This window comes from Burkholderia humptydooensis (assembly GCF_001513745.1).
In the GTDB taxonomy this organism is placed as follows: Bacteria; Pseudomonadota; Gammaproteobacteria; order Burkholderiales; family Burkholderiaceae; genus Burkholderia; species Burkholderia humptydooensis.
Genome location: NZ_CP013382.1, coordinates 1,224,298 through 1,246,918 on the forward strand (window position 1 = coordinate 1,224,298; position 22,621 = coordinate 1,246,918).

Below are 22,621 nucleotides of genomic sequence, written 5' to 3' on the forward strand. Positions count from 1 at the left end.
GCGTAATGGGTGACAAGCGGGGTGACAAGCATCGTCGACGGCGACGTGCGCGCCGCGGCTGGCGCGCTCCGGTGTCCTGCTGGCTCGGCGCGACGCTGCTCGCATGCGCGTGGTCCGCGCACGGGCAGGACAGCGGCGCGGCGAGATGGCGCGACGGCGCGGACGGCATCGGCTTCTTTCCGGGCGGCGACGCGCCCGGATTCGACGCGAGCGCGTGGGGACCGGTGCCCGGCGACGCGCGCCGCCGGGCGGCGGACGCGGCGGCGGCCGATGCGGGGCGCGGCGCGGCGTCGAACGGTGGCGCGGCGCTGGACGGCGCGCCGGACGGGGCAGGCGTATCGGCGGCATCGAGCGCGTTCGCCTCGGACCCGAACGCGCCGCGCCCGCGCAAGCTCACCGAAGAGACGATCACGCTCGGCCAGCGCGCCGCTGCGGCCGCCGCCGCGCAGCGCGTGCGCGCCGAGGGCGACGACGGCATCGGCTTCGCCGACGCGCCCGGCGGGCCGCCAGCGGACGGCGCGGCGTCCGCCGACGCGTGCAACGGCGGCGGGTGCGCGTCCGGCGGCGGCGACGACGGCGGCGGCGACAGCGCCGCGCCGCGCCGCCCGCCCGCTGGCGCGGCGCCGCGCTTCATCGCCGGCGTGCGCTACGACCGGATGCCGTACGAGCTGCACCCGATCGATCCGGAGCGGCTGCCCGACTTGCCGGAGGCGCAGGGGCCGACGCTTCTCGAGCAGTTGCGGGGCGACGACAGCAACATGATCGGGATCGGCTGGCACTACGTGCTGTCGACCGGGCGCTCGACGCCCGTGACGACGTCGACGGCGGCGCTCGGAATCGGCAGCTTCGTGAATCCGGGCTCCTCCGTGTCGATCAGCAACACGAACACGCCGGCGTTCACGTTCACGCATTTCTTCGGCGAGCACGTCGCGGCCGAGATCGTCGGCGGGATCCCGCCCGAGCTGACGATGCGCGGCCACGGCAGCATCGGGCTGCCGTTCGACAAGATCTTCCCCGGCGTGCAGGGGCGGCTGCCGCTCATCGACCTCGGCAACGCGCAGAGCAATCCGCTCGGCACGACGCGCGCGTGGCTCGCGTCGACCGTGTTCAAGTATTACCTCGGCAAGCGCGAGGACCGGCTCCGGCCGTACGTCGGCCTCGGCATCAGCTACACGCGCTTCACGAACACGAACCTGAATCCGGTGTTCGCGCACAAGCTCGCGTCGCTCGGCGGCCTGCTGTCGGCGGGCATCTCGCTCGGCGATCTGCAATCGCTGCTCACCGATCCGGGCGCGTTTGATCGCCTGCTGCAGGCGGGCGCGAACCTGATCCTGCCGAACGGCGTGCGCGCGACGGCGAGCGTGAAGAGCGCGTGGACGCCCGTGTTCGTCGTCGGCGCGAACTATCAGCTCACGCGCCAGTTGTCGCTGTCGACCTCGCTGTCGTACATTCCGCTGAAGGCGGCGATCACGGTCAACATCAACGATACGAAGCGGATTCTCGCGTCGAACACGACGACGCTCACCACGAACGTGCTGCTCTGCACATTGCTGCTCAATTACCGGTTCTGAACGGCGCGGCGCGCGCGGTTCCCCGCCTTTCGCGGGCAATCGCCGGGCGGCACCGGCGCGCAGTCATTCCCCCGACATCCGAGCCTGCGATAATGTCCACGGAACGCGTCTGCGACGCGCAGCAAGGAGGCCGACATGGACATGAGCGAGAAGGACACGCGGCGCGACACCGCGCCGTTGCACGAGCGGCAGCGCCGCTTCGAGGAGGATCTCGTCGACGCGTATGACGAAGAGCTCGAGATGGAGTTCGACGATCGCCGCTTCGACGACGAGTCGCTCTTTTCCGCCGAGCGCCGCGAAGCGCGCAAGCGCTACTTCCGCGAGCTGTTCCGCATGCAGGGCGAGCTCGTGAAGCTGCAGGACTGGGTCGTGAGCACGGGGCACCGGCTCATCGTGATCTTCGAGGGCCGCGACGCGGCGGGCAAGGGCGGCGCGATCAAGCGGATCACGCAGCGCCTGAATCCGCGCGTGTGCCGGGTCGCCGCGCTGCCCGCGCCGAGCAACCGCGAGCGCACGCAGTGGTACTTCCAGCGCTATGTCGCGCATCTGCCCGCGGGCGGCGAGATCGTGCTGTTCGACCGTAGCTGGTACAACCGCGCGGGCGTCGAGCGCGTGATGAACTTCTGCACCGACGCGGAATACGAAGAGTTCTTCCGCTCGGTGCCCGAGTTCGAGAAGATGCTCGCGCGCAGCGGGATCCAGATCGTCAAATACTGGTTTTCGATCACCGACGAAGAGCAGGAAGTCCGCTTCCAGAACCGCATCGAGGATCCGCTCAAGCAATGGAAGCTGAGCCCGATGGATCTCGAGAGCCGGCGCCGCTGGGAGGCGTACACGGCGGCGAAGGAGGAGATGCTGATGCGCACGCACATTCCCGAGGCGCCGTGGTGGGTCGTGCAGGCGGTCGACAAGAAGCGCGCGCGGCTGAACTGCATCCACCATCTGCTGAGCCTCGTGCCTTACTACGAGATCGAGCGCGATTCGGTGTATCTGCCGCAGCGCGAGCATCACGACGACTACATCCGGCGCCCGGTGCCGGGAGAGATGATCGTGCCGGAGATTTACTGAAGTCTTTTTCCGACGCACGCCGGGCGGGATTGACAAACCGCGCGTACTCCCGCAAGCTTGCGCACATGAATATCCACGGCTTCCGCATTGCGCACATTATTCGCACCATTCATCGAATGGTGGGTTAGCGCGCATCCGAAAGCAGTCACAGCAACCCGCCCCGTGAGGCGGGTTTTTTGTTTTCGTCTCCCGGGCGGCCACTCCCAGGAGAGCCTGCCATGCAGTCAGACGACGCCGTCACGGAAACACCCGAAACGGAAACACCCGAAACCCTCATGCCCGTCGCGTCCGCGACGATCGCGCCGAGCGCGGGCACCCTCGATGATTACCTGAAGCTGATCCTGACCGCGCGCGTCTACGACGTCGCGCGCGAGACGGCGCTCGAGCGCGCGGGAAACCTGTCGGCGCGCGTGCGCAACACGGTGTGGTTCAAGCGCGAGGACTCGCAGCCGGTGTTCTCCTTCAAGATCCGCGGCGCGTACAACAAGATCGCGCATCTGTCCGCCGACGCGCTCGCGCGCGGCGTGATCACCGCGTCGGCGGGCAATCACGCGCAGGGCGTCGCGCTCGCGGCGGCGCGGCTGCGCGTGAAGGCGACGATCGTCGTGCCGCAGACGGCGCCGCGCGTGAAGGTCGACGCGGTGCGCGCGCACGGCGGCCCGACTGTCGAGGTGGTCCAGGCGGGCGAATCGTACAGCGACGCGTATGCGCACGCGCTGCGCATCCAGCAGCGCGAGGGGCTCGCGTTCATTCCGGCGTTCGACGATCCTTACGTGATCGCGGGCCAGGGCACGGTCGCGATGGAAATCCTGCGCCAGCATCAGGGGCCGATCCACGCGATCTTCGTGCCGATCGGCGGCGGCGGGCTCGCGGCGGGCGTCGCCGCGTACGTGAAGGCGGTGCGCCCCGAGATCAAGGTGATCGGCGTGCAGACCGACGATTCGTGCGCGATGAAGCAATCGCTCGCGGCGGGCAAGCGCGTCGAGCTCGCCGAGGTCGGGCTCTTCTCCGACGGCACCGCGGTCAAGCTCGTCGGCGAGGAGACGTTTCGCCTCTGCGCCGCGTATCTCGACGACGTCGTGACGGTCGACACCGACGCGCTCTGCGCGGCAATTAAGGACGTGTTCCAGGATACGCGCAGCGTGCTCGAGCCGGCGGGCTCGCTCGCGGTCGCGGGCGCGAAGCAGTATGCGGAGCGCGAGGGGATCGAGGGCGAGACGCTCGTCGCGATCACGTCCGGCGCGAACATGAACTTCGACCGGATGCGCTTCGTCGCCGAGCGCGCCGAGGTGGGCGAGGCGCGCGAGGCCGTGTTCGCGGTGACGCTGCCCGAAGCGCGCGGCAGTTTTCGCCGGTTCTGCGCGCTCGTCGGCGAGCGCAACGTGACCGAGTTCAACTACCGGATCGCCGATGCGCAATCGGCGCACATCTTCGTCGGCGTGCAGATCGGGCATCGCGGCGAGTCGGCGGCGATCGCGGCGAGCTTCGTCGCGCACGGCTTCAGCGCCGTCGATCTGAGCGGCGACGAACTCGCGAAGCAGCACGTGCGGCACATGGTGGGCGGCCGCTCGCCGCTCGCGCACGACGAGCGGCTGTTCCGCTTCGAGTTTCCCGAGCGGCCGGGCGCGCTGACGAAGTTCCTGTCGTCGATGGCGCCCGACTGGAACATCAGCCTGTTCCACTACCGCAATCAGGGCGGCGACGCGAGTTCGATTCTCGTCGGCCTGCAGGTGCCTCGGGCGGATCACGCGGCGTTCGACCGCTTTCTCGCGGCGCTCGGCTATCCGTATCGCGAGGAAACCGGCAATCCCGCCTATCGGCTGTTTCTCGGCTGACGTTCGCCGCCGGGCCGCCGCGCCGGGCGGCGGCGCGCTCATCGTGCGGACGTTGGCGCGGTCGCCGCGACGCGCGTGCAGCGCTGGGACGAGGCGGAGCCGCTGTCGCCCGTCGGCCGTGCGGGCGCGATCGCCGCGTACCGCGCGAGCGCGGATTCGGACGCGCGCCCGCGCGTGCGTGAGGCGATCCGCCGCAGCCGTTCGGCATCCGTTCGCTTACTTGAGCGCTTACCTGAGCTGGATGATGCCCCAGATCGCGATCAGCAGGCCCGCGCCGAAGCCGATGCCGAGCAGAATATAGGTTTCCATTTCGAATCCACGGATGAAGTGACGGTTGCGACCGGGGCGGCGCGATCGCGATTGGCGTGCGCCGCCCCGGTCCGGCACGCTACAATCGGCCGCCACATCCTACCGACGCAACCTTTCAGCAACCATGCCGGGCTCTTCCGTTCCGTCGAAATCGTCGAAATCGTCGAAATCGAACCTGCGCGCGCGCCTGCGATGGGCGGCGCTGTGGGGGCCGGGGCTCCTCGTCATGCTGGCCGACTGCGACGCCGGGAACGTCGTCGCCGCCGCGCAAGCCGGCGTGCAGTGGGGCGTCGGCCCGCTGTTGCTGCTGCTGGGCCTCGTGCCGTTGCTGTACATGATCCAGGAACTGACCGTGCGGCTCGGCATCTTTACCGGGCGCGGCCACGGCGAACTGATCCGCGTGCATTTCGGCGCGGGATGGGCGTGGCTGTCCGCGGCCGGCCTCGTCGTCGCGGTGCTCGGCTCGCTCGTGACCGAATTCACGGGCGTCGCGGGCGTCGGCGAGATGTTCGGCGTGCCGCGTTCGCTCAGCCTGCCGATCGCCGTCGCGCTGTTGATCGCGATCGTGATGACGGGCTCGCACAAGCGCGTCGACAAGGCGGCGATCGTGATCGGCGCGCTCGAGCTCACGTTCTTCGTCGTTGCGTGGAAGGCGCATCCGCAGTGGGGCGGGCTGCTGTCGAGCGCCGCGCGGCCGGCGTCGGCCGGCACGCCGGTCGGCTATCTTGCCGCCGCGCTGATCGGCGCGACGTTCAATCCGTGGATGGTCTTCTATCAGCAGGCGGCCGTCGCCGACCGGCGGCTCGGCCCCGACGACCATCGCGCGGCGCGCGCCGAGACGGCCGTGGGCGCCGTGCTCACGCAACTGTTGACGGGCGCGGTGCTCGCCGCCGCCGCGGCGACGCTCGCCGGCGACGGCGCGCCGCGTGCGCTCGGCAGCGTCGGCGAGATCGCGGCGGCGCTCGAAACGGTGGTCGGCCCGCACGCGGCGCGCGTGCTGTTCGGCGCGGGCGTGCTGGGCGCATCGATGGTCGCGGCGATCGTCTGCTCGCTGTCGCTTGCCTGGGGGCTCGGCGAAGTGGCCGGCTACGAGCGCTCGCTCGACGACAAGCCGACGCGCGCGCCGTGGTTCTATGGCATCTATGTCGCGTCGGTCGCGGGCTGCGCGGCGATCGTCTGGATCGCGCCCGACCTGGTGTCGCTGAACGTCGCGGCGCAAGTGGTCAACGCGGCGATGCTGCCGCTCGTCGCGGGCTTGCTCATCGCGCTCGCCGCGATCGCGTTGCCGCCGGCGCTGCGGCCGCGCGGCGCCTATTTGTGGATGGTGTCGGCGGTGGCGGCGGCGGTGAGCCTCGCGGGGATCGTCGGCGCGGCCTCGGGCGTGATGTCGTGACGGCGGTGCGCGGGGGCGTGCGCCGACGCCGGGAGCAAGGCTTGCGGGGGCGCGGGGTGACGCTTCGTCAAGGGCCGGTATCAGAAGCCGGAGGGCAGAAGCCCGAGATCGAAGCCTGAAGCTCCGGTTCTGAAACTCGAAGCCCGAAATCCGGCGACTGCAGCCGCAAGCCGGACAGCAAAGCGCGCCCTGGAAAGCCGGAGCGCGAGAGGAACATGAGGAACGTGGCGCGGGCAGCAGCCATCCGTTTCGTGACGGCCGGGCGATGGTTCGTCGATTCGGCCGGCGCGTGCCGTGCGCCGCCTTGCGCGGCGTCAGTCGACCGAAGGAAATCCGGCGCGCCCTTGCGTCAGGTCGAACAGCGTGTCGCGCGCGGCGTCGAGCGCGGTGGCGGGCAGCCGGATCACGAGCTTGACCGTCATCCCGTACGCGCTGTCGACGAGATCGTGCCCTTCCTGCTCGATCCAGCGGCGCACGCGCGCTTCGTCCGAATAGCCGAGCTCGACCGCGAGCCGTGCGTACGTGATCCGCTCGACGCGCTCGGCGTCGAGCAGCGCGGCGGCGATCGCGTCGGTGTACGCGCGCACGAGGCCGCCCGCGCCAAGCTTCACGCCGCCGAAGTAGCGCACGACCGCGCCGAGCACGCCGTCGAGGTCGTGATGGCGCAGCACTTCGAGAATCGGCCGGCCGGCGGTGCCGGACGGCTCGCCGTCGTCGGACATGCCCGACTGGCCGCCCGCGAGCAGCGCCCAGCAGACATGCGTCGCGGCCGGATGCTCGGCGCGCAGCCGCTGCAATTCGGCCATCGCCGCGTCGCGGTTCTCGACGGGGATCGCGTACGCGATGAAGCGGCTCTTGCGGATTTCGAGTTCGCGCGTATATGGGGCGGCGAGTGTGTAAGTCATGGGCGGTCTTGCGAAAAACGCATTGTATGCGACGTCGCGGCGCGATTTCGCGCGCAGGCAGGCGCCGCGCCCCGGCGGGCCGGCAGCCTGCGCGACATGCGCTAGCGCGATTTTTTCCGTGTGCTCTTCTTCGCGCCTGCGCCGCCGCCGCCGCCGGCGCTGCGCGCCGCTTCGTCGCCCGCCGCGGCTTCGTCGCCATTCATCTGCTGGAGCCACGACAGCGCATCGACGTAAGACAGGAACTGCCGCAGATACTCGGGCGACAGCTCGCGCATCAGCGACAGCGACCGGTGCACGAGGCTGCTCGAATTGAGCGGCCCGGCGTTCTTCGGCACCTGTTCGAGCGACGCGCGCAACTGGCTGTCCGCGCTGAGCTTCGACCAGGTTTCCCGGAAGTAGTCGAGCATCTCCGGTTCGGGGCGCAACGCGACGCGGGTGCGGCTTGCTGCCTGGCCGGCGTGACTTTCGGCAGGAACGCCGGCGTCGCGCCGCTCGTGGCTGCCGATGTAGTCGAGCAGCGCGGCGAGCGGCCCGCGCGCGGGCCCGGCCGGCGACGCAGCCGGCGTTGGCGTCGAAGCCGAAGCCGAAGCCGAAGCCTCGTATTCGGCCCCATCCGCGTTCGATTCGGCGCGCCGAAGGTCGTCCGCGTAAGCGTCGATCAGCGCCGCCAGCCGTGCGTCCAGCAGCCGGCGCGCGTCGCCGCCGTGACCGGCCGTCCGCTGCCGCAGCGCGTCGATGAAGCGAAAGCGCATGGGGTCGAGCCGGTCGGCGCCGCGCGCGCGCCATGCGTCGAGCGTGTGCTGCGCGAGCGCCGCGACGTCATTCACGATGTTCACCGTCGCCTGTCGTCCGCCGCGGCACCGGCGCGATTTCCACGCGCCGGTTCTTCGCGCGTCCCGCGTCGTCCGAATTCGGGCTCACCGGCTGCTCGGAGCCGAACGCGGCCGCGAACACCGATGCCGCCGGCACGCCTTCGTCGATGAACGCACGCGTCACCGTCAGCGCGCGCTTCGCCGACAATTCCCAGTTGTCGGCGAAGCGGCGGTTGCCCGTGCGCACCTGCAGGTCGTCCGCGAAGCCGCTCACCATCAGGATCTCGTGATTCGCGTCGAGATACGCCGCGAGCGGCCCGGCGAGGCTTTTCAGCAGATCGCGTCCCGCGGGCTGCAATTCGTCGGAATTCAACGCGAACAGCACGCTGCCGCTGATGCCGATGCGCCCGTTGACGAGCGTCACGCGCCCCGCTGCGAGCGGGCCCGCCAGCGCCTGCTCGAGCGTCTTGCGGCGCTGCGATTCCAATTGCCGCTGCCTGACCTCGGCGTCGAGCTTCGACGACAGCTCCAACTGCACGCCGATCACGCCGACCAGGATCAGCACGAACGCGCCGAGCAGCACCGACATCAGGTCGCCGAACGCGGCCCAGATCGGCGCGGTCTGCTCGACGCCGCCGTCGATTTCGTCGCTCATGCTGCTTCGGCTCCGACGGACGCGCGCTCACCGGCAACGCGCTGCAGCTCTTCGATGATCTGCTTCTGCGACATCATGCTCAGGTCGATGACCTCGCGCGCCTGCGCGACGTAATACGCGAGCTGCTCGTCGCTGCGGGCGAGCGACTTGTCGAGCGCGGCCTCGATGCGTTGCAGATGCGCGACGAGCGTGTCGTTCGATTCGCCGAACGACTGGACGGCCGCACCGAACGCGTCGCCGAGGCTCGCGACCTCGATCGCGCTGCCCGTGACCTGCGCGGCGACCGCGCCGAGCTTGCCGGTCTCGGCGTCGACCTTGTCCGTGAACTGCGCGCCCACGCGCTGCAGCAGATCCGCGCTCGTCGCGACGAGCGCGTCGACGGCCGCGCGCTGCTCGGTCGACGCGTGATTGACCGCGTCGAGCAGGGTTTCGAGCGTCGCGAGCATCCGGCCGCGCTCTTCGAGCATCGCGGTGTCGCGGACCATGCTGTCGGAGAGCTTCTGGCGCAGCTCGGCGACGACTTCGGCCGCGGCCTTCGGCGCTTCCGAGGCGGCCTGCACGAGCCGCGAGATCTCGGCGATCATGTCGCTCGCGTGCGCTTGCGTGTGGGCCGAGATGTCGCGGGCGGCTTGCGCGAGCGCGTCGCAGATCGCCTGCTGATGGTTCGCAGCGTGCGCGCTCGCCTGCTCCCATTCCGTGCCGAGCTTCGCGGCGATCGACGCGAGCGAAGCGGTCCACGCGGTCAGGCGTTGTTGATCGCGCGCTTCGAGCGTCGTCTGCAAATTCGAATGCGATTCGCCCATCGAGCGCAGCAGCGAAGCGGCGTGCTGTTCGAACGCCGCGGCTTGGGTCGAGATGTCGCGCGAGGTTTGCGCGAGCGCGTCGCAGATCGACTGCTGACGGTTTGCAGCGTGCGCGCTCGCTTGCTCCCATTCCGTGCCGAGCTTCGCGGCGATCGACGCGAGCGAAGCGGTCCATGCGGTCAGACGTTGCTCGTCGCGCGACGCGAGTTGCGTTTGCAGGTCCGCATGCGATTCGCCGATCGTGCGCAGCAGCGCCGCCGAGTGCCGCCCGAACGTCGCGGCGGCCGTCTCCAGCGCCTGCCGGTTGCGCTCGGCGTGCGTCTCGTTCGCTTGCTCCTGCTGCGCGAGCGCGGCGCGCCATGCCGCGGCCGCGCCGCTCGCCGTCGCGTCGAAGCGCGCCGAGACGCCGTCCAGCAGGTCCGCCGAGCGCCGATCGAACGATTCGGCGAAACGGTCGACCGATCCGTGCAGGCGCTCCGCGAGCGCGTCGCTCGAACGCTGATGCTCGGCGAGCGCATCGCGCCAGACGCTCGCGACGTTGGCCGCTGTCGTTTCGAAGCCGGCCGACAGCCCGTCGAGCTGCCGCTCCACCGCGTGCGTGACGGCGTCGTGCAGCGCGGACGTCTCGCGCGCGAGAGCGGCCATCGTGGTCTCCATGACGGGTTGCAGCGCCGATCCGGCGACGCGCGCGCTTTCCGCGACGCTGTCCTTCAGCGACTGCCCGACCGACGAAGCGAGACGCGCGTACGTTTCCTCGGCCTTGCCGAGAAACGCCTGCTGGCCGGCGATCTGCCGTTCGGCCGATGCGGCGCTTTGCTGCTCGAGCGCCGTCATCATCGTCTGCAGCCGGTCGACGAGCGCCGGCATCATGTCGGCTTGCCGCTGCAGGAGCCTGAAGGTTTCGTCGCGCTGATGCGCGTGCGAATGGGTGCGCAGCGTCGTCGCGATCTTCGCGTCGAGCGCTTGCGCGGCGTCGAGCCGCTCGCGCCGGCAAAGCGCCGACAGCAAACCCAGCATCGCCGACGTCGCCACGCCCGCAATCGACGTGCCGAACGCGAACCCGAGCCCCTTCACGGGCGAGGCGAGCGACGCGCGGATCGCCTGCAGGTCCGTCGCGCTTTCGAGCGCCGCGCCGGTGCCTCTAAGGGTCATCACCATCCCGACGAGCGTGCCCAGCATGCCGAGCAGCACGAGCAGACCGACCAGATACGGCGTCAGCGCGGGGCCCGGCAGCGCGACGCGCTCGCCCTCGATGCGCACGCGCACTGCGTGGCGCAGGCTCGGATGCAGCCGCTCGAGCCACGCGCCGAGCGCGGACGGCGGCTCGGACAGCTCGGCGACCGCGCGCGCGAGCGTCGACGTGGCCTGCTGGTAGCGGCGCAATTCGAGCGCGCCGGCGAGATAGCAGGCCGCGATCACGAGTGTGACGGCGAGCGCGACGGGATTCGAGACGGCATAGCCGGCGCCGATCCAGCAGACCGCGGCGAGGCCGGCGAAAAAGACGACGAGGTGAAGGTGAAATCTGGACATGGGAGCCCGGTTAGCTGGCGCGAAGGGCGGCGAGCAGCCCTTCGACCGGTTGAAAACGAACGTCTAGCTCGGCGAGCAGCACGCTCTGCATATCCTTGCGGAATGCGTCGAGCCATGCGCCCGGCGCGGGGGCGGCGGTGTTTTTCGCGGCGTTGGCATCGGCGCCGATCGTCGCCCCGGACCCGGCCTCGGCCTCGGCGAGACGCTGCTGCTCGGCCTGGCGCACGCGCTCGAAGTACGCGCCGAGCAGCTTCGGCACGGACGCGAAGAGGCTCCGCTCGCGCGCGACGAGCGCGCGCTCCATCGTCGCGTCGAGCACCGCGAGCCGGGCGAGCGCGGGCGTTTGCGCGGCCATCGTCTGCCGAAGGCGGCTGCGCAGATCGCCGATGTCGATCTCCATCGCCTGCTGCATCGACAGGTAGTCGTGTCGAAAGAGCGTGAAATCGGCGGGCGCGTCGTTCGGCGGCGCGCCGCGCGTGGCGGCGCGGGTGACGCCGTCGCGTGCGGCGGCGAACGCGCCGGTGCGGGCAATCGCCTTCGCGAGCGACGCGCGCACGCGCGCGCCCTGGCCGTGCGGGGTGTCGCCGGCGGGGCGCGCGCCGGCCGCGACGGCGGGCGGACTCATGCTCAGCGCGGACGACAGCGCGATCGCGTCGGTCCACGCGAGCCATTGGCTCAGCCGGTCCGACAGCGACTGCCCGGACGGCGGAACGTCGGCGTCCGCGAGGCGGGCAAGCAGGCGGATCAGCGTCGGGCCGCCGAGCGCGCTACGTTGCGGGACTTGCACCATGCGACGAGTGTCAGTGTCAAAAAAAGGCAGCAGTTTACACGTTGGCGGCGGGCGGGCAGGCGTTCTTGATGCGGGAAGGGCGACGGACGGCTTCGGCGCGCCGTTGTGCGAGGGCGCAAAGGCCGGGGCCAGCGTCGTCGGAGCCGGTGGCCAGCTCGCGCATCGCATGCTCGGGTGCGTCGTCGATCGTCATGAAACGATCGACGCAACGCTCGAGCTCTTCCCATGCGGCGACGCCTCGCCGCACGCGAGCATGGCCATGAGCAATGGATCGGCATTCAAAAAGCATTTGTCAATTTTGGTTAGCCGGGTTGGCGCGTCGGGCCGGGGGCCGACCGACTTCATGTTTTCCCCAGCGGATTTGGTATCCTTATTCGCCAAAGAAGGCGGTTCGCCGGTACCGATACTGCGCTCGATCGCCTGACAACAAGGGGCGCGACGCGCCCCATTGCGGCGAACCTGAGAAAAAAAAGGATTTGAACCATGACGTTGGGGCCACGCGGGCCGCAGGAGGCGGCGTTTGCGCCGATCTTCGAGGCGATTCATCGTGGGCTGTTGCAGCGCGAGCGGCTGCTGAAGCTCGACACGCCGCTCGGCGCGAACACGCTGATTCCGTTGCGCGCGGTCGGCGACGCCAGGCTCGGCCGCGATTACACGTGGACAATCGACGCCGCGACCACGCGCGACGACCTGAATCCCGACGCGCTGATCGCGCAGCCCGTGACGCTGTGGCTCCAGCAGCCGCGCGGCGTGCTCGACCTGAATGCCGACTACCGGCCGATCCACGGCTACGTGCATACCGTGCGCCGGCTCGGGGCCGACGGCGGCCTGACGTCGTGGCAAATCGGCTTTTCGTCGGCGCTGCACTTTCTCCGGCATCGCCGCGACGAGCATTTCTGGCTCGACCGCGATGCGCAGGACATCCTGTCCGACGTATTCAATCGCTATCCGCAGCTTCAGGGCGCATTCCGGTTCGCGCTGAGCGGGGCGCTCGCGAAGCGTTCGTATTGCCGGCAGAGCGAAACCGACTGGCACTTCGTCAACCGGCTCATGGAAGACGAAGGGCTCTATGGCTACTGGACCCACGACGGTCGCGAGCAGAAGACGATGCTCCGGATCGTCGATCGCGTCGAGGCGCTGCCGGACGCCAAGCCGATCGACTTCTATCGAGGCAATGCCGGCGACGAGTTCGACGGCTTGACGCAATGGACGACGCTGCGCCAGTTGAACAGCGTGCACGTCGCCTCGCGTTCCGGCGACTACCAGCGCCCGACGACGCCCTTCGAGGTCCGGCAGTCGGTGCAAACGACCCGCTACGTCGAGCAGACGAACTGGCGCACGCGGGAGCAGAAGGCGATTCCGTATCCGCCGCTCGAAGACTATAGCGCGGGTGCGTACCGGTATCCGGACTCGGATCGAGGCGTTGCGTGGGCGCGCATTCGAGCGGAGGAATACGAGTCGCGGTCGAGGCGATACGCCGGCGTCGGCGGCTCGCGCTGGGTCGATGTCGGCGGCCGGTTCGTGCTGAACGATCATCCGGCGCACGCCGAAGCCGATCCGAAGGAGCGGGAATTCGTCGCCGTCGCGGCACGCTGGACGATCGAGAACAACGTGCCGATCGCCCGCTCGGGCCTGCATTTCCCGTACAGCCTGCAATCGGACATCGAGCGGGCGCGTTCGGGCTATGGCCCGGCGTTCGCGGTTGCGCCGCATCCGCAGGACGGCGCGACGGGCCTCTACGTCATCGAAGTGGACGCGCAGCGAACCGACATCGAATACCGCAGCCCGTTCGAGCATCGCAAGCCGGCCATGTCGGTCGAGATGGCGACGGTGGTCACGCCGAACGGCGAGGAGGTCTGGACCGATCCGCTGAACCGCGTGCGCGCGCGATTCCATTGGGACAGGCAGAGTCCGCCCGACGCGTTCGAGACGTCGCCGCCGTTGCTGGTCGCGCAGTCGGATACCGGGCAGCAGTACGGCGGCGTACACGTGCCGCGTCGCGGCGAGACCGTCTATGTCGATTTCGTCGGCGGCGACTGCGACCGCCCGTATATCGTATCGCGCGCGCCGGGCGGGGCGACGCCGCCGATGTGGCATTCGGACGGGCTGCTGTCGGGCTTCCAGTCGCGCGAATACGGAGGCGGCGGCGGTTACAGCGAGATGCAGCTCGACGATGCGACCGGACAGGTGCGCGCGCGTCTGCTGAGCAAGACGCGGGGCGACTACAGTCATCTGACGCTCGGCTACGGGATCGTTCAGCAGGGCAATACGCGCGGCCGCTATCTCGGCTCGGGCTTCACGATGCATGCCGACCAATACGGCGCGGTCCGCGCGAATCGCGGCCTGTACATCGGCACGCACTCGACCCGCCATGACGCCGAGCAACTGGAGGTGGACGCGGCGCGCGATCAACTGAAGGACGCGGCCGAGGTGCTCGCGCAGCAGTCGTCGCTAAGCGAGCAGCATCGCGCGGAGAGTCTGAAAGCGGGTCACGACGCGCTCACGGAACTGACCGACGCGACGCGGCAGCCAGTCGAGCCGGGCTTGAGCGGCGGGCGCACGTCGGGCGGCGGCACGGGCAGCGCGAACGGCTTCAAGGTGCCGGCGATGCTGCTCGGCAGCGCGGGCGGCATGGGCCTGACGACGTTTCAGTCGCTGCACACGTCGGCGGATCGGCACGTGAACGTCGTCGCGGGTCAAAGCGCGTTCGTCGCGACGGGGAAGTCGTTCGTGGCAAGCGCGGGCGAGAAGGTGAGCGTGTTCGCGCAGGACGGGATCAAGCTGTTCGCGAAGGACGCGGTTCAAATCGAGTCGCATCGCGAGACGCTCGACCTGATCGGCCAGAGGACGGTGCGAATCGTGTCGGCAACGGAGCGCATCGAGATCGCGGCGGACAAGGAGATACTGATCACGTCGGGGCAGGCGTACATCCGCCTGAAGGACGGGGACATCCAGATCCATGCGCCGGGCAGGATCGACATCAAGGGCAGCATGCACAACTTCTCGGGCCCGGCCAGCATGCCGTATCCGATGCCGACGCAGCCGGATGCGGTGTGCGTGCCGTGCATGATGAAACGCGCGGCGGGGCGATCGGCGTTCGTGTCGACGGGGGGCTGATGGATACGCAAACCGTGTTCGGCGAGGCCGATTCGTTAGAGGCGCACCTATATGTGCTCGTCGACCCGTTGCAGAACGGCAGTCTGCCCGGGGCATTGTCGGTCCGGTCGGATCATGTCGCGTGCCTGATGGACGGCGGAGCGGACGTGCGGGCCGTTTCGCCGCATCTCGTCTACATTCCCCCAAGTCACTTTGAATCGGCGCGCGCATGGCTGGAACGACATGGACCGTCATCGCCGTGCGCGACGCTGCTCGCATCGCCATTGCCGCTTGCGGCGCTCGCGGAGCATCTGAAATTGTTTCTGCGCGTGCGCTTGCCGGATGGCGAACCGATCGTGCTCGCGTATTGGGACCCGGCGATTCTCGCGACGCTGGTCGGTTCGCAAGACGACGAGACGCTGTTCGTGAAAGGGCCGGTGCTGTCCGACGCGCAGCGTCAGGCATGGCTCACGCCGATCCTGAGGTGGACGTATTGGGATCGTGAAGGCGCGCTGCGTCAGATCGACTGGCGTCAGGCTCGGATGCCGGCTTCCGCCGCGACGCTCAAGCCGCCGCTCAAGCTCGATCAGGGGCAGGTGGATGCTTTGATTGATGCGAGTGTGCCGGACGGGTTGCTATTGCATCTCAATGAACGCGATCCGTCGACGTTAGCTGAAATCCCGGAAGACGAGCGCTACGGATTCGTATGCCGGCAGATTGAACGTGCTCGGCAGCGCGGTATCGAGGGAGTCGGCGTGCTCATGGAATACTGCTCGCTTGCCGCCCGGTATGGGGAGGCGTTCGAGGCATCGCCCGAAGGCGCTGCATTATTGAAACCGCTACTACCGGTAGCGATCGATCGACCCCAAGCATAATCAGGCTATTTGCCAAGAAGGACGCACAAGATGACCTTTGCTACATTCCAGCGCATGGCTTTCGCGGCGGGCTTTGCTGTCTTCACGCTGACCGCTTGCGCGGGTTCCGGCGGCCTACCCGACGACCCATTTGCCGGTAGCGGGTCTGCGCTTGCCATGGTGCCGGTAAGTCACACAGACCGTTACGCAGTCAACATCTTTGTCGACAAGTATTGGGCAGGCGATGCGGATGCGAATGGAAGCGGGGGGGATCTGCTGCATGCTGTTTTCCTGGGATGAAAGACTGGAGCAAACCCGTCACCGTGACGTGGGATTGGGGAACTGAGGAGGATCCCAAAACCAAGGCAATCACAATGCCACGTGAGAGGCACAGCGTTCAGGTGAACTTCCCTCCAGGCGGCCCACATCAAGATCCTGATTGGCGCAAGTCGGACGCTTATCTTTGTGTCATTCTACGAGATCGCAATACCGCTGAATTGGCGTTCTCACCTAGTCGATCGGGATGTGTGAGCAAGTAACTATCAACGGGAGAGATTCATGTCGGTTCGACAAGCTGGTGCACCGGCTACTAATGAAGAGATCAACCGCGCTGCAGTTGATGGTGCAACGAAGCGCATCCTTCGTCAATGCCCCGTTGATAAGGCCGACATGATCGCGTGCCGGCTCTATCCCGCGCTATCGTTCTTTTTTGACGGCACGAACAACAACATGGAGCGCGACTTGCCGCAAAGCAAGCACTCGAATGTCGCCAAACTGTTCCGCGTCGCCAAGAGAGCTATTAGTGAGGATGCCATGGCGACCTATCTTCCGGGTGTGGGGACGCCTTTCAAGTTCGTCAAGGTAGCCGGTTATACGGAACGTCTGACAGACGATGAAGGCGGAACGCTCGGGCTTGGCCTTGGCGCTGGTGGTGATCTGCGTATCAAGTTTGCTCTGGCAGAGTTTTCCCGCTTGTTGGAAGTTGAATGGGGACCGGGCTCATGGAAGCATATGCGCGAAATCACCGTGGCGATTTTCGGGTTCTCGCGGGGTGCAACGGAGGCACGAGCGTTTGCTCGCCGATTCGTGGAACAGAAGTGCGGCAAAGACGGCGGCAAGCTATATTGGACCACTCCGAATGGGGGGCGCGTGCCGTTGCGCATCAATTTCATGGGTATTTTTGATACGGTCGCCTCGGTCGGCGGTCCCGCTTTACATCTCGACTGGGCGTCGGAATTGGCGATCCCGGCCGAAGTGGAGCGTTGTGTGCATTATGTCTCGGCGCATGAGGTGCGGCGAGCATTTCCGCTCGATTCGGTGCGCGTCGACAAGAACTATCCGGGCAACTGCGAGGAAGTGGTATATCCGGGGGTGCATTCCGATGTCGGCGGCGGATATGGGCCAGATGAGCAGGGGCGCGAGCAGGACTTGTCGTTGATTCCACTGCGCCATATGTTCGCCGAGGCGTTGAGCGCCGGAGTGCCTCTGACGCCTCTTGATCAGATGAAGGTGGATTTCAGGGTGGACTTCGATTTGCGTGACGACGCGCGAGTTGTGAAGCTGTACGGCGACTATATGGCTGCCCTGCCGTCCGCATTCGGCGACACGCTCGAAGCATTGATCCAGCCACACCGTTACCTGAACTTCCGGTGGCGCAGCGTTCTTGCTCGCAACCGTGCGGACGATCGCGTATTGGGGCGGCTCTATCAAAAAGTCGGCGCATCGTTTTGCGCGGCCGTGTCGGCCGGAACCGACGCCGACCACCCGCCATGCCAGCCGAACGAATGGGTCTATGACATCCCGAAGGATCCCGAAGAGCAAGCCAGACAACTATTGGGCGAGCAGCGGCGGCTGGAGCGGCATATCGAGTTCCTGCGCAACCCGATCGAACGCCGCCCCGGCCCGCATAGCTACCCGCCGACCCCGCGCGAACTGACTCCATACGAAAAAATGATCCTGTCGGCGTGGGACGAGCAGGAGCCGCCTTTGCTGGCCGTCGATCAACTGCTGGCCGAATACGTTCACGATTCGGTTGCTGCATTCACGTCGTGGCCCTGTGCGCTATGGGATCAGCGGGGGATCTGGTGTGACCAGCGGCGCTATCTCGCGGAGAATGACCCGATGAATGCGGGGGATTTGGCGGTGGCGTAGGCTTTTGCCGATGTCAGAGTCATTACGGCTCGAACGTCGATAGAAGGGTCCACGCGGATCGCGTAGGCGGTGCGGCGAGGCCACGCGCCATAGTGACGAGGCGCTCGACGCGCCGCCCGCTCGTCAGCCACCCGGGACAATCGGCTACCATACGCCCCGCGCGATTTTTTTCCCGACCAGACGGAGCGTTTCCCGTGATTCAGCCAACGGAAGTATTCAAGGACAACCTCGCCCAACTGCCCGCGATCGACGGCATCGAGCGCATCGATCTCGTCGACGGCGGCGGCGCGGTGGTCGCGAGCATCGAGAACAAGCCGGGCAAGCAAGGCTCGCTGGCGGTCTATCACTATCTGCGCGAAGCGTTCGGCACGCTCGACGCGCAAGCCGCCGAGCACGGCCTCGCGGTGTTCGCCGAACACACCGCCGACGCGCGCCATCGCCCCGGCGCGCATCCGAACGTCGACCGGCTGCTCGTGATTGCGGCGGGCGGCGACGCGCTGCGCATCGACGTCGTCGCGAGAGGCTGACGCGCTTCGTTCAGGCGATCGGTGCGCGCATGCGCGCACCGCGCCCGATCGTCCGTCACGTCACCGGCTGAGCAGCACCGTCGGGTTCGCCGGCACGCCGTTCCATACCATCGGCGTGTCGAGCAGTTCGATCTTGCCGATCCGCTTGTCGCCCGGCACGTTGATCGCCCACACGCGGAAGCTGCTGCCGCTGAGCGGATTGGCCGCGTTCGCGTCGTCGACGGCGGGCGTCCACCACGCGCGGAATCCGCCTTGCAGCACGCGGTATGTCTGGCTGCCGTCCGCATACGTGACGCGCAGCGTGTAATCGCAGCCGCTGCCTTTGCAATACCACGGGTACGTGCCTTTATCGACGGTGATCGCCTGACGGTCCGCAGCGGAGGTCGGATCGAACGTCGCGATCAGGTTTCCGGTGTAGGAGAACGGCGGATAAATGTATGACGCGCCCGGAGACCCGGCCTTGCTGAAGCTCACGACGATCGTGTGGACCGGCACGCCGGTTTGCACGGGCAGATTCTGGTTGACGCCGTAGAGCCCCTTGTTGTCGGTCGTCGGCGTGTACGGCGCGCGCGCCTGCGCGGCCGCGTCCCACTTGCTGTAGCCGGTCGGCGACGCCGCGTCGGCCAGCACGCGCGATGCGATCCATGCCTGCATCCGGCCCGTGTTGTAGTCCGAGAACGTCGCGAACGGGTAGCCGCTCGACTGATCGCCGGCGCCGCCCTGCATCGGGTCCTGCTTGTAGCAGCGACCTTGCGCGTCGAGCTGATGCGAGCTCGCGCACTTCGCGTAGCTCGATGCGGTGGCGGGCACGAGCACGTCGAGGAACTCGCGGTGGTTCGGGGCGTAGCCCCACGCCGATCCGCTCAGGCTGCCGCCCGCATACGGATAGGCGCCTTTCGCGTACTCGTCGGCCGCGTGATTGAGGCCGAACGCGTGCCCCTGCTCGTGAATGAAGATGCCGGTGTACCGATGATCGCCGACCGCCGCGCCCGAGCCGACGCCGCCAAGGCCGCCGCCGAGGTTCGCGAACTTCCCGTTTGCGTTCAGCGCGATGAGCGGCGCGTAGTACTGCTCGTTGAGCGGGCCGTCGCCGTTCGCGGTACGCATGCTCGTGATCAGCGTGAGCATCGCGCTCATCACGCCGTAGCCGTCTTTCTGCTGGTCGAGCGCGGTCACCGAATAGGCGGGCTGCGCGGCGCCCGTGCGGTCCGCGCGCGGGCCGACGACGACCGTCGCGAGGCTGAAGCGTCCGGCCGGGTGCGTGCGGACCTTCAGGTCGGCGGTCGGCCATTTCGCGAAAATCTCCTGCTGCGTGGCGGCGTCGGGCGCTTGCGTGGCCGACAGCGGCGGCGAATTGGTGTCGTCGGCGCCGAACAGGTAGAACGGCAGGATCGTCAACCGCACGTCGGCGTCGGTGCCGAACAGGGGCGCTTGCGCGACGCTCGACGTGTAGTTGGACGCCGACACGCTGAACGACACACCCGGCACCATCCATGCGGCGGGCACGACGGCGCTCCATCGATCGGTCGCATACGCGTGGCCGTTGGATTCGGTCGGCGGCAGCGCGGACGGCGGGCTCAGCGCGAGCGCGCCGAGCTTCGCGCCGTCCTTCCACGCCTCCAGCACGGGCTGCGCCGCGTCGGCCTGGCCGATGGCGATCAACGCGAGCGCATCGCGCTTGCCGATCAGGCGCAGGCTCGCGCTCGCGTTCGGCAGCGTCCAGCTCAGGCCGCCGCTCGGTATCACGTGCGTTTGCGCGAATTCCATCCTGGCGATCGAGAGCTGGCTCGCGGACGTGCTGCTCGGCGCGGGCGCGGGTGTAGCGCCCGGCGTATTGCCTGTCGTATCGCCCGTCGTTCCCGCGGTGCCTGCCGCCGCCGCCGGCGTCAAGGGCGCGGCGGCGCCCGCGTTCGGCGCACTGGAGGAACCGTCGCCTCCGCATGCGGCGAGCAGCAGGGCGGAGAGCGAGGCGGCGAGGGCGGTTCGCGAGGCGAGGCGGCGGGATGTCATGTGCGTTGTGTCGTTGTCCGGAAAGGGATGGTCGAATGTGTCCGGCGAATCGGCGCTGGCGCGCGTGCCGCCTCTCCTCCTTTTCTCATCATTGGTGCTCGGGGCGGCAGGTCATGCGGAGCGCGAGACCTTGCGCATGATAAACACAATGCATCTCGATGACATTGACGTTTTTCCAGATCCGGACGTTCGATGCCGGGCGAAAACGTGGAGAGCGATGCGCGTCGTTCAAGAATGTTCAGAATGTCGAAGCATGTCGTGTGGCATGGGGTGGAGAGCTGCGTCATCGATGAAGCGAACGCCGAAGCGCGCATCGCATGATGCCGCCGCACGTCGGTCGCTCGGTGCCTCTTCATGGCGATTCGCGAAAAAGAAAATCGATTGTGTGAATCGGAATTCGATGCGTTTTTTTTCGATATCGAATCGTTGAAACTTTACGACAGCGCCGGAATGTGCCGGAAAGCGCCGGAATGATCGATGCGGCGCGATGCGCGCTTTCATGCCGGCGCGCAGGTGGGGCGCGCCGCCGGATGCGTTTTCAAAAAGCGCCGGGTGGAATCCGATAAAAATGACTTGATTCCCGGAATCAACGTTGACACTCGAGTTGCGCGGGAAATAATCTTGCTGCGATATCTTCGAGCCGAGGCGTCAATGTTCGATCTCTCTTCTTCATCCCAATCGGAGCAGTCCGGCCACGCGCGCACCGCCGCGTATCTGCGCGAAATCTGGCAGGCCGCGAACGGCGATCCCGATCTTCTGCATGCGCTCGATTTCAGCGGCGCGGGCGTGCTGCCGTCGGTCTTTCCGGTCACCGATTTCGCATCGGCCGTGATCGGCGCGGCAAGCGTCGCGCTCGCCGAGTTCGTGCATCGCGCGACCGGCACGCTGCCCGGCGTGCGCGTCGATCGCCGCTATGCATCGATCTGGTTCGGCACGTCGCTGCGCCCGCGCGGCTGGGACATGCCGCCTCTGTGGGACGCGATCGCGGGCGACTACCGCACGGCCGACGGCTGGATCAGGCTGCACACGAACGCGCCGCATCATCGCGACGCCGCGCTCGCAGTGCTCGCCGTGCTCGGCACGCGGCCCGACAGGCAGGCCGTCGCCCGCGCGGTCGAGCAGTGGCGCGGCGACGCGCTCGAATCGGCCGTCGTCGAGCACGGCGGCTGCGCGGCCGTCATGCATACGCAGGACGAATGGGCGCGTCATCCGCAAGGGCTCGCGGTGAGCGCGGAGCCGCTGATGATTCATGACGACGTGAGCGTCGACGGCAAGCGCCCCGCGTGGCCGACGTCGGCCGAGCGGCCGCTCTACGGCGTGCGCGTGCTCGACCTGACGCGCATCCTCGCGGGCCCCGTCGCGACGCGCTTTCTCGCGGGCTTCGGCGCGCAGGTGCTGCGCATCGATCCGATCGGCTGGGACGAGCCGGGCACGGTGCCCGAAGTGGTGCTCGGCAAGCGCTGCGCGCGCGTCGACCTGAAATCCGGCGAAGGGCGCGCGCTGCTGCGCCGCCTGATCGGCGAGGCCGACGTGATGGTTCACGGCTACCGGCCCGGCGCGCTCGACCGTCTCGGCTTCGACGCCGACGAACGGCGACGGATCAATCCGGGCCTCGTCGACGTATCGCTCGACGCGTATGGCTGGAGCGGGCCGTGGCGCGCCCGCCGGGGCTTCGACAGCCTCGTGCAGACGAGCGCGGGCATCGTGGCGGCAGGCATGCGCGAAACCGGCGGCGAGCGCCCGGTGCCGCTGCCCGTTCAGGCGCTCGACCACGGCGCGGGTTATCTGCTTGCGACCGCCGCGATTCGCGGCCTCGCGCGCCGGCTCGCGACGGGCGTCGGCGCGCGCATGCGCGCGTCGCTTGCGCGCACGGCGGTGCTGCTCGTATCGGGCGGCTCGCAGGAGGCGGACCGGCCGCCCATCGCGCGGGAGACGGCGGACGATCTCGACGCATGGAGCGAGCAAACGAGCTGGGGACCGGCGCAGCGCGTGCGCGCGCCGGTGGCGATCGAGCGCGCGCCGGTGCAATGGCCGCATCCGGCGCGTGCGCTTGGCACGTCGCCCGCCGAATGGTAGCGGGCAGACGGGCGCGGAAGCGGGTGCATTCGTTGCGGCCGCACGGGAGCATGCACATGGAACAGGTAATCGTAGTCAGCAGCGGCGGCACGGGAATCGGCCTGGCGACCGCGCGCCGTTTCACGCGGCAGCGCGCGCGCGTGGTGATCGTCGGCCGCCGCGCCGACGTGCTCGCGCGCGCGGCCGGGCAGATCGGCGATGCGTATCCCGACGCGGCGGCGGCCGCGTCGCCAGAT

General features: G+C 68.1%; 19 protein-coding genes and 1 pseudogene. 12 read left to right on the forward strand and 8 right to left on the reverse strand.

All coding sequences use genetic code 11. The features are described from left to right. Nucleotides 1-5: 5 nt before the first annotated feature. The 3 genes from AQ610_RS36415 to ilvA all read left to right on the forward strand — a co-directional run bounded on the left by AQ610_RS36415 (nucleotide 6) and on the right by ilvA (nucleotide 4,474). Nucleotides 6-1,571, forward strand: coding sequence for an OmpW/AlkL family protein (locus AQ610_RS36415; protein ID WP_043282727.1), 1,566 nt, complete (start codon nucleotides 6-8; stop codon nucleotides 1,569-1,571). Between the two features lie 135 nt (nucleotides 1,572-1,706). Beyond that, nucleotides 1,707-2,639 carry a polyphosphate kinase 2 gene (gene ppk2, locus AQ610_RS24405; RefSeq protein WP_006027078.1) on the forward strand — a complete coding sequence of 311 codons (933 nt, stop codon included), beginning with the start codon at nucleotides 1,707-1,709 and terminating at the stop codon, nucleotides 2,637-2,639. A gap of 275 nt (nucleotides 2,640-2,914) precedes the next feature. After that, nucleotides 2,915-4,474, forward strand: a complete 1,560-nt coding sequence (gene ilvA, locus AQ610_RS24410; protein WP_006027079.1) for a threonine ammonia-lyase, biosynthetic — start codon at nucleotides 2,915-2,917, stop codon at nucleotides 4,472-4,474. Nucleotides 4,475-4,702: 228 nt separating this feature from the next. On the opposite strand, the gene AQ610_RS36420 is transcribed toward ilvA, so the two are convergent. Further along, entirely contained in the window at nucleotides 4,703-4,861 is a 159-nt protein-coding gene (locus tag AQ610_RS36420; protein WP_155246035.1) for a hypothetical protein, read from the reverse strand. 46 nt (nucleotides 4,862-4,907) lie between these two features. On the opposite strand from AQ610_RS36420, the gene AQ610_RS24415 reads away from it, so the two are divergent. After that, nucleotides 4,908-6,176, forward strand: coding sequence for an NRAMP family divalent metal transporter (locus AQ610_RS24415; protein ID WP_006027080.1), 1,269 nt, complete (start codon nucleotides 4,908-4,910; stop codon nucleotides 6,174-6,176). Between the two features lie 314 nt (nucleotides 6,177-6,490). Here AQ610_RS24415 and AQ610_RS24420 read toward each other — a convergent pair whose 3' ends face one another. The 5 genes from AQ610_RS24420 to AQ610_RS24440 form a co-directional block, all read right to left on the reverse strand. Further along, nucleotides 6,491-7,081: an IMPACT family protein gene (locus AQ610_RS24420; protein ID WP_006027081.1), complete on the reverse strand. Its 591-nt coding sequence runs from the start codon at nucleotides 7,079-7,081 to the stop codon at nucleotides 6,491-6,493. Between the two features lie 101 nt (nucleotides 7,082-7,182). Beyond that, entirely contained in the window at nucleotides 7,183-7,908 is a 726-nt protein-coding gene (locus AQ610_RS24425) for a DUF2894 domain-containing protein (protein WP_006027082.1), read from the reverse strand. After that, entirely contained in the window at nucleotides 7,901-8,548 is a 648-nt protein-coding gene (locus tag AQ610_RS24430) for an OmpA family protein (RefSeq protein ID WP_006027083.1), read from the reverse strand. Before AQ610_RS24430 ends, AQ610_RS24425 begins: the two co-directional genes overlap by 8 nt. Further along, on the reverse strand, nucleotides 8,545-10,881 hold the full coding sequence (locus AQ610_RS24435) for a DUF802 domain-containing protein (protein WP_006027084.1): 2,337 nt from the start codon (nucleotides 10,879-10,881) through the stop codon (nucleotides 8,545-8,547). Before AQ610_RS24435 ends, AQ610_RS24430 begins: the two co-directional genes overlap by 4 nt. Nucleotides 10,882-10,891: 10 nt before the next feature. After that, a complete protein-coding gene (locus AQ610_RS24440; protein WP_043282728.1) occupies nucleotides 10,892-11,671 on the reverse strand; it encodes a DUF3348 domain-containing protein in 780 nt (259 codons plus the stop codon). A gap of 13 nt (nucleotides 11,672-11,684) precedes the next feature. Here AQ610_RS24440 and AQ610_RS36425 point away from each other — a divergent pair, with 13 nt between their 5' ends. The 6 genes from AQ610_RS36425 to AQ610_RS24470 all read left to right on the forward strand — a co-directional run bounded on the left by AQ610_RS36425 (nucleotide 11,685) and on the right by AQ610_RS24470 (nucleotide 18,299). Next, a complete protein-coding gene (locus tag AQ610_RS36425) occupies nucleotides 11,685-12,095 on the forward strand; it encodes a hypothetical protein (RefSeq protein ID WP_144411892.1) in 411 nt (136 codons plus the stop codon). Between the two features lie 59 nt (nucleotides 12,096-12,154). Further along, a complete protein-coding gene (locus AQ610_RS24450) occupies nucleotides 12,155-14,788 on the forward strand; it encodes a type VI secretion system Vgr family protein (RefSeq protein WP_045554750.1) in 2,634 nt (877 codons plus the stop codon). Continuing rightward, nucleotides 14,788-15,642 carry a DUF4123 domain-containing protein gene (locus tag AQ610_RS24455; RefSeq protein ID WP_045554749.1) on the forward strand — a complete coding sequence of 285 codons (855 nt, stop codon included), beginning with the start codon at nucleotides 14,788-14,790 and terminating at the stop codon, nucleotides 15,640-15,642. Before AQ610_RS24450 ends, AQ610_RS24455 begins: the two co-directional genes overlap by 1 nt. Before the next feature lie 30 nt (nucleotides 15,643-15,672). After that, nucleotides 15,673-15,921 (forward strand): hypothetical protein, encoded by a 249-nt coding sequence (locus AQ610_RS37620; protein WP_231749063.1) that lies wholly within the window; start codon nucleotides 15,673-15,675, stop codon nucleotides 15,919-15,921. Between the two features lie 258 nt (nucleotides 15,922-16,179). Further along, nucleotides 16,180-17,772: a T6SS phospholipase effector Tle1-like catalytic domain-containing protein gene (locus tag AQ610_RS24465; RefSeq protein WP_006027088.1), complete on the forward strand. Its 1,593-nt coding sequence runs from the start codon at nucleotides 16,180-16,182 to the stop codon at nucleotides 17,770-17,772. 194 nt (nucleotides 17,773-17,966) lie between these two features. Continuing rightward, a complete protein-coding gene (locus tag AQ610_RS24470; RefSeq protein WP_006027089.1) occupies nucleotides 17,967-18,299 on the forward strand; it encodes a DUF2322 family protein in 333 nt (110 codons plus the stop codon). A 60-nt stretch (nucleotides 18,300-18,359) separates the two neighbouring features. Here AQ610_RS24470 and AQ610_RS24475 read toward each other — a convergent pair whose 3' ends face one another. Next, nucleotides 18,360-20,309 (reverse strand): M66 family metalloprotease, encoded by a 1,950-nt coding sequence (locus AQ610_RS24475; protein ID WP_231749064.1) that lies wholly within the window; start codon nucleotides 20,307-20,309, stop codon nucleotides 18,360-18,362. A gap of 228 nt (nucleotides 20,310-20,537) precedes the next feature. Then, nucleotides 20,538-20,810 (reverse strand): hypothetical protein, encoded by a 273-nt coding sequence (locus tag AQ610_RS36430; protein ID WP_141667994.1) that lies wholly within the window; start codon nucleotides 20,808-20,810, stop codon nucleotides 20,538-20,540. A 150-nt stretch (nucleotides 20,811-20,960) separates the two neighbouring features. Here AQ610_RS36430 and AQ610_RS24480 point away from each other — a divergent pair, with 150 nt between their 5' ends. Both AQ610_RS24480 and AQ610_RS38210 read left to right on the forward strand, forming a co-directional pair. Then, nucleotides 20,961-22,385: a CoA transferase gene (locus AQ610_RS24480; RefSeq protein ID WP_006027091.1), complete on the forward strand. Its 1,425-nt coding sequence runs from the start codon at nucleotides 20,961-20,963 to the stop codon at nucleotides 22,383-22,385. A gap of 56 nt (nucleotides 22,386-22,441) precedes the next feature. Then, a pseudogene (locus AQ610_RS38210) lies at nucleotides 22,442-22,582 on the forward strand (SDR family NAD(P)-dependent oxidoreductase); the annotation flags it as partial. Nucleotides 22,583-22,621: the final 39 nt, after the last annotated feature.

Excerpts from the sequence above, each read along its gene's own strand:
- AQ610_RS36415 (WP_043282727.1), top strand. The coding sequence starts at position 6 with ATGGGTGACAAGCGGGGTGACAAGCATCGTCGACGGCGACGTGCGCGC.
- ppk2 (WP_006027078.1), top strand. The coding sequence starts at position 1,707 with ATGGACATGAGCGAGAAGGACACGCGGCGCGACACCGCGCCGTTGCAC.
- ilvA (WP_006027079.1), top strand. The coding sequence starts at position 2,915 with ATGCCCGTCGCGTCCGCGACGATCGCGCCGAGCGCGGGCACCCTCGAT.
- AQ610_RS24415 (WP_006027080.1), top strand. The coding sequence starts at position 4,908 with ATGCCGGGCTCTTCCGTTCCGTCGAAATCGTCGAAATCGTCGAAATCG.
- AQ610_RS24420 (WP_006027081.1), bottom strand. The coding sequence starts at position 7,081 with ATGACTTACACACTCGCCGCCCCATATACGCGCGAACTCGAAATCCGC.
- AQ610_RS24430 (WP_006027083.1), bottom strand. The coding sequence starts at position 8,548 with ATGAGCGACGAAATCGACGGCGGCGTCGAGCAGACCGCGCCGATCTGG.
- AQ610_RS24435 (WP_006027084.1), bottom strand. The coding sequence starts at position 10,881 with ATGTCCAGATTTCACCTTCACCTCGTCGTCTTTTTCGCCGGCCTCGCC.
- AQ610_RS24440 (WP_043282728.1), bottom strand. The coding sequence starts at position 11,671 with ATGGTGCAAGTCCCGCAACGTAGCGCGCTCGGCGGCCCGACGCTGATC.
- AQ610_RS24450 (WP_045554750.1), top strand. The coding sequence starts at position 12,155 with ATGACGTTGGGGCCACGCGGGCCGCAGGAGGCGGCGTTTGCGCCGATC.
- AQ610_RS24455 (WP_045554749.1), top strand. The coding sequence starts at position 14,788 with ATGGATACGCAAACCGTGTTCGGCGAGGCCGATTCGTTAGAGGCGCAC.
- AQ610_RS37620 (WP_231749063.1), top strand. The coding sequence starts at position 15,673 with ATGACCTTTGCTACATTCCAGCGCATGGCTTTCGCGGCGGGCTTTGCT.
- AQ610_RS24465 (WP_006027088.1), top strand. The coding sequence starts at position 16,180 with ATGTCGGTTCGACAAGCTGGTGCACCGGCTACTAATGAAGAGATCAAC.
- AQ610_RS24475 (WP_231749064.1), bottom strand. The coding sequence starts at position 20,309 with ATGACATCCCGCCGCCTCGCCTCGCGAACCGCCCTCGCCGCCTCGCTC.
- AQ610_RS36430 (WP_141667994.1), bottom strand. The coding sequence starts at position 20,810 with ATGAAAGCGCGCATCGCGCCGCATCGATCATTCCGGCGCTTTCCGGCA.
- AQ610_RS24480 (WP_006027091.1), top strand. The coding sequence starts at position 20,961 with ATGTTCGATCTCTCTTCTTCATCCCAATCGGAGCAGTCCGGCCACGCG.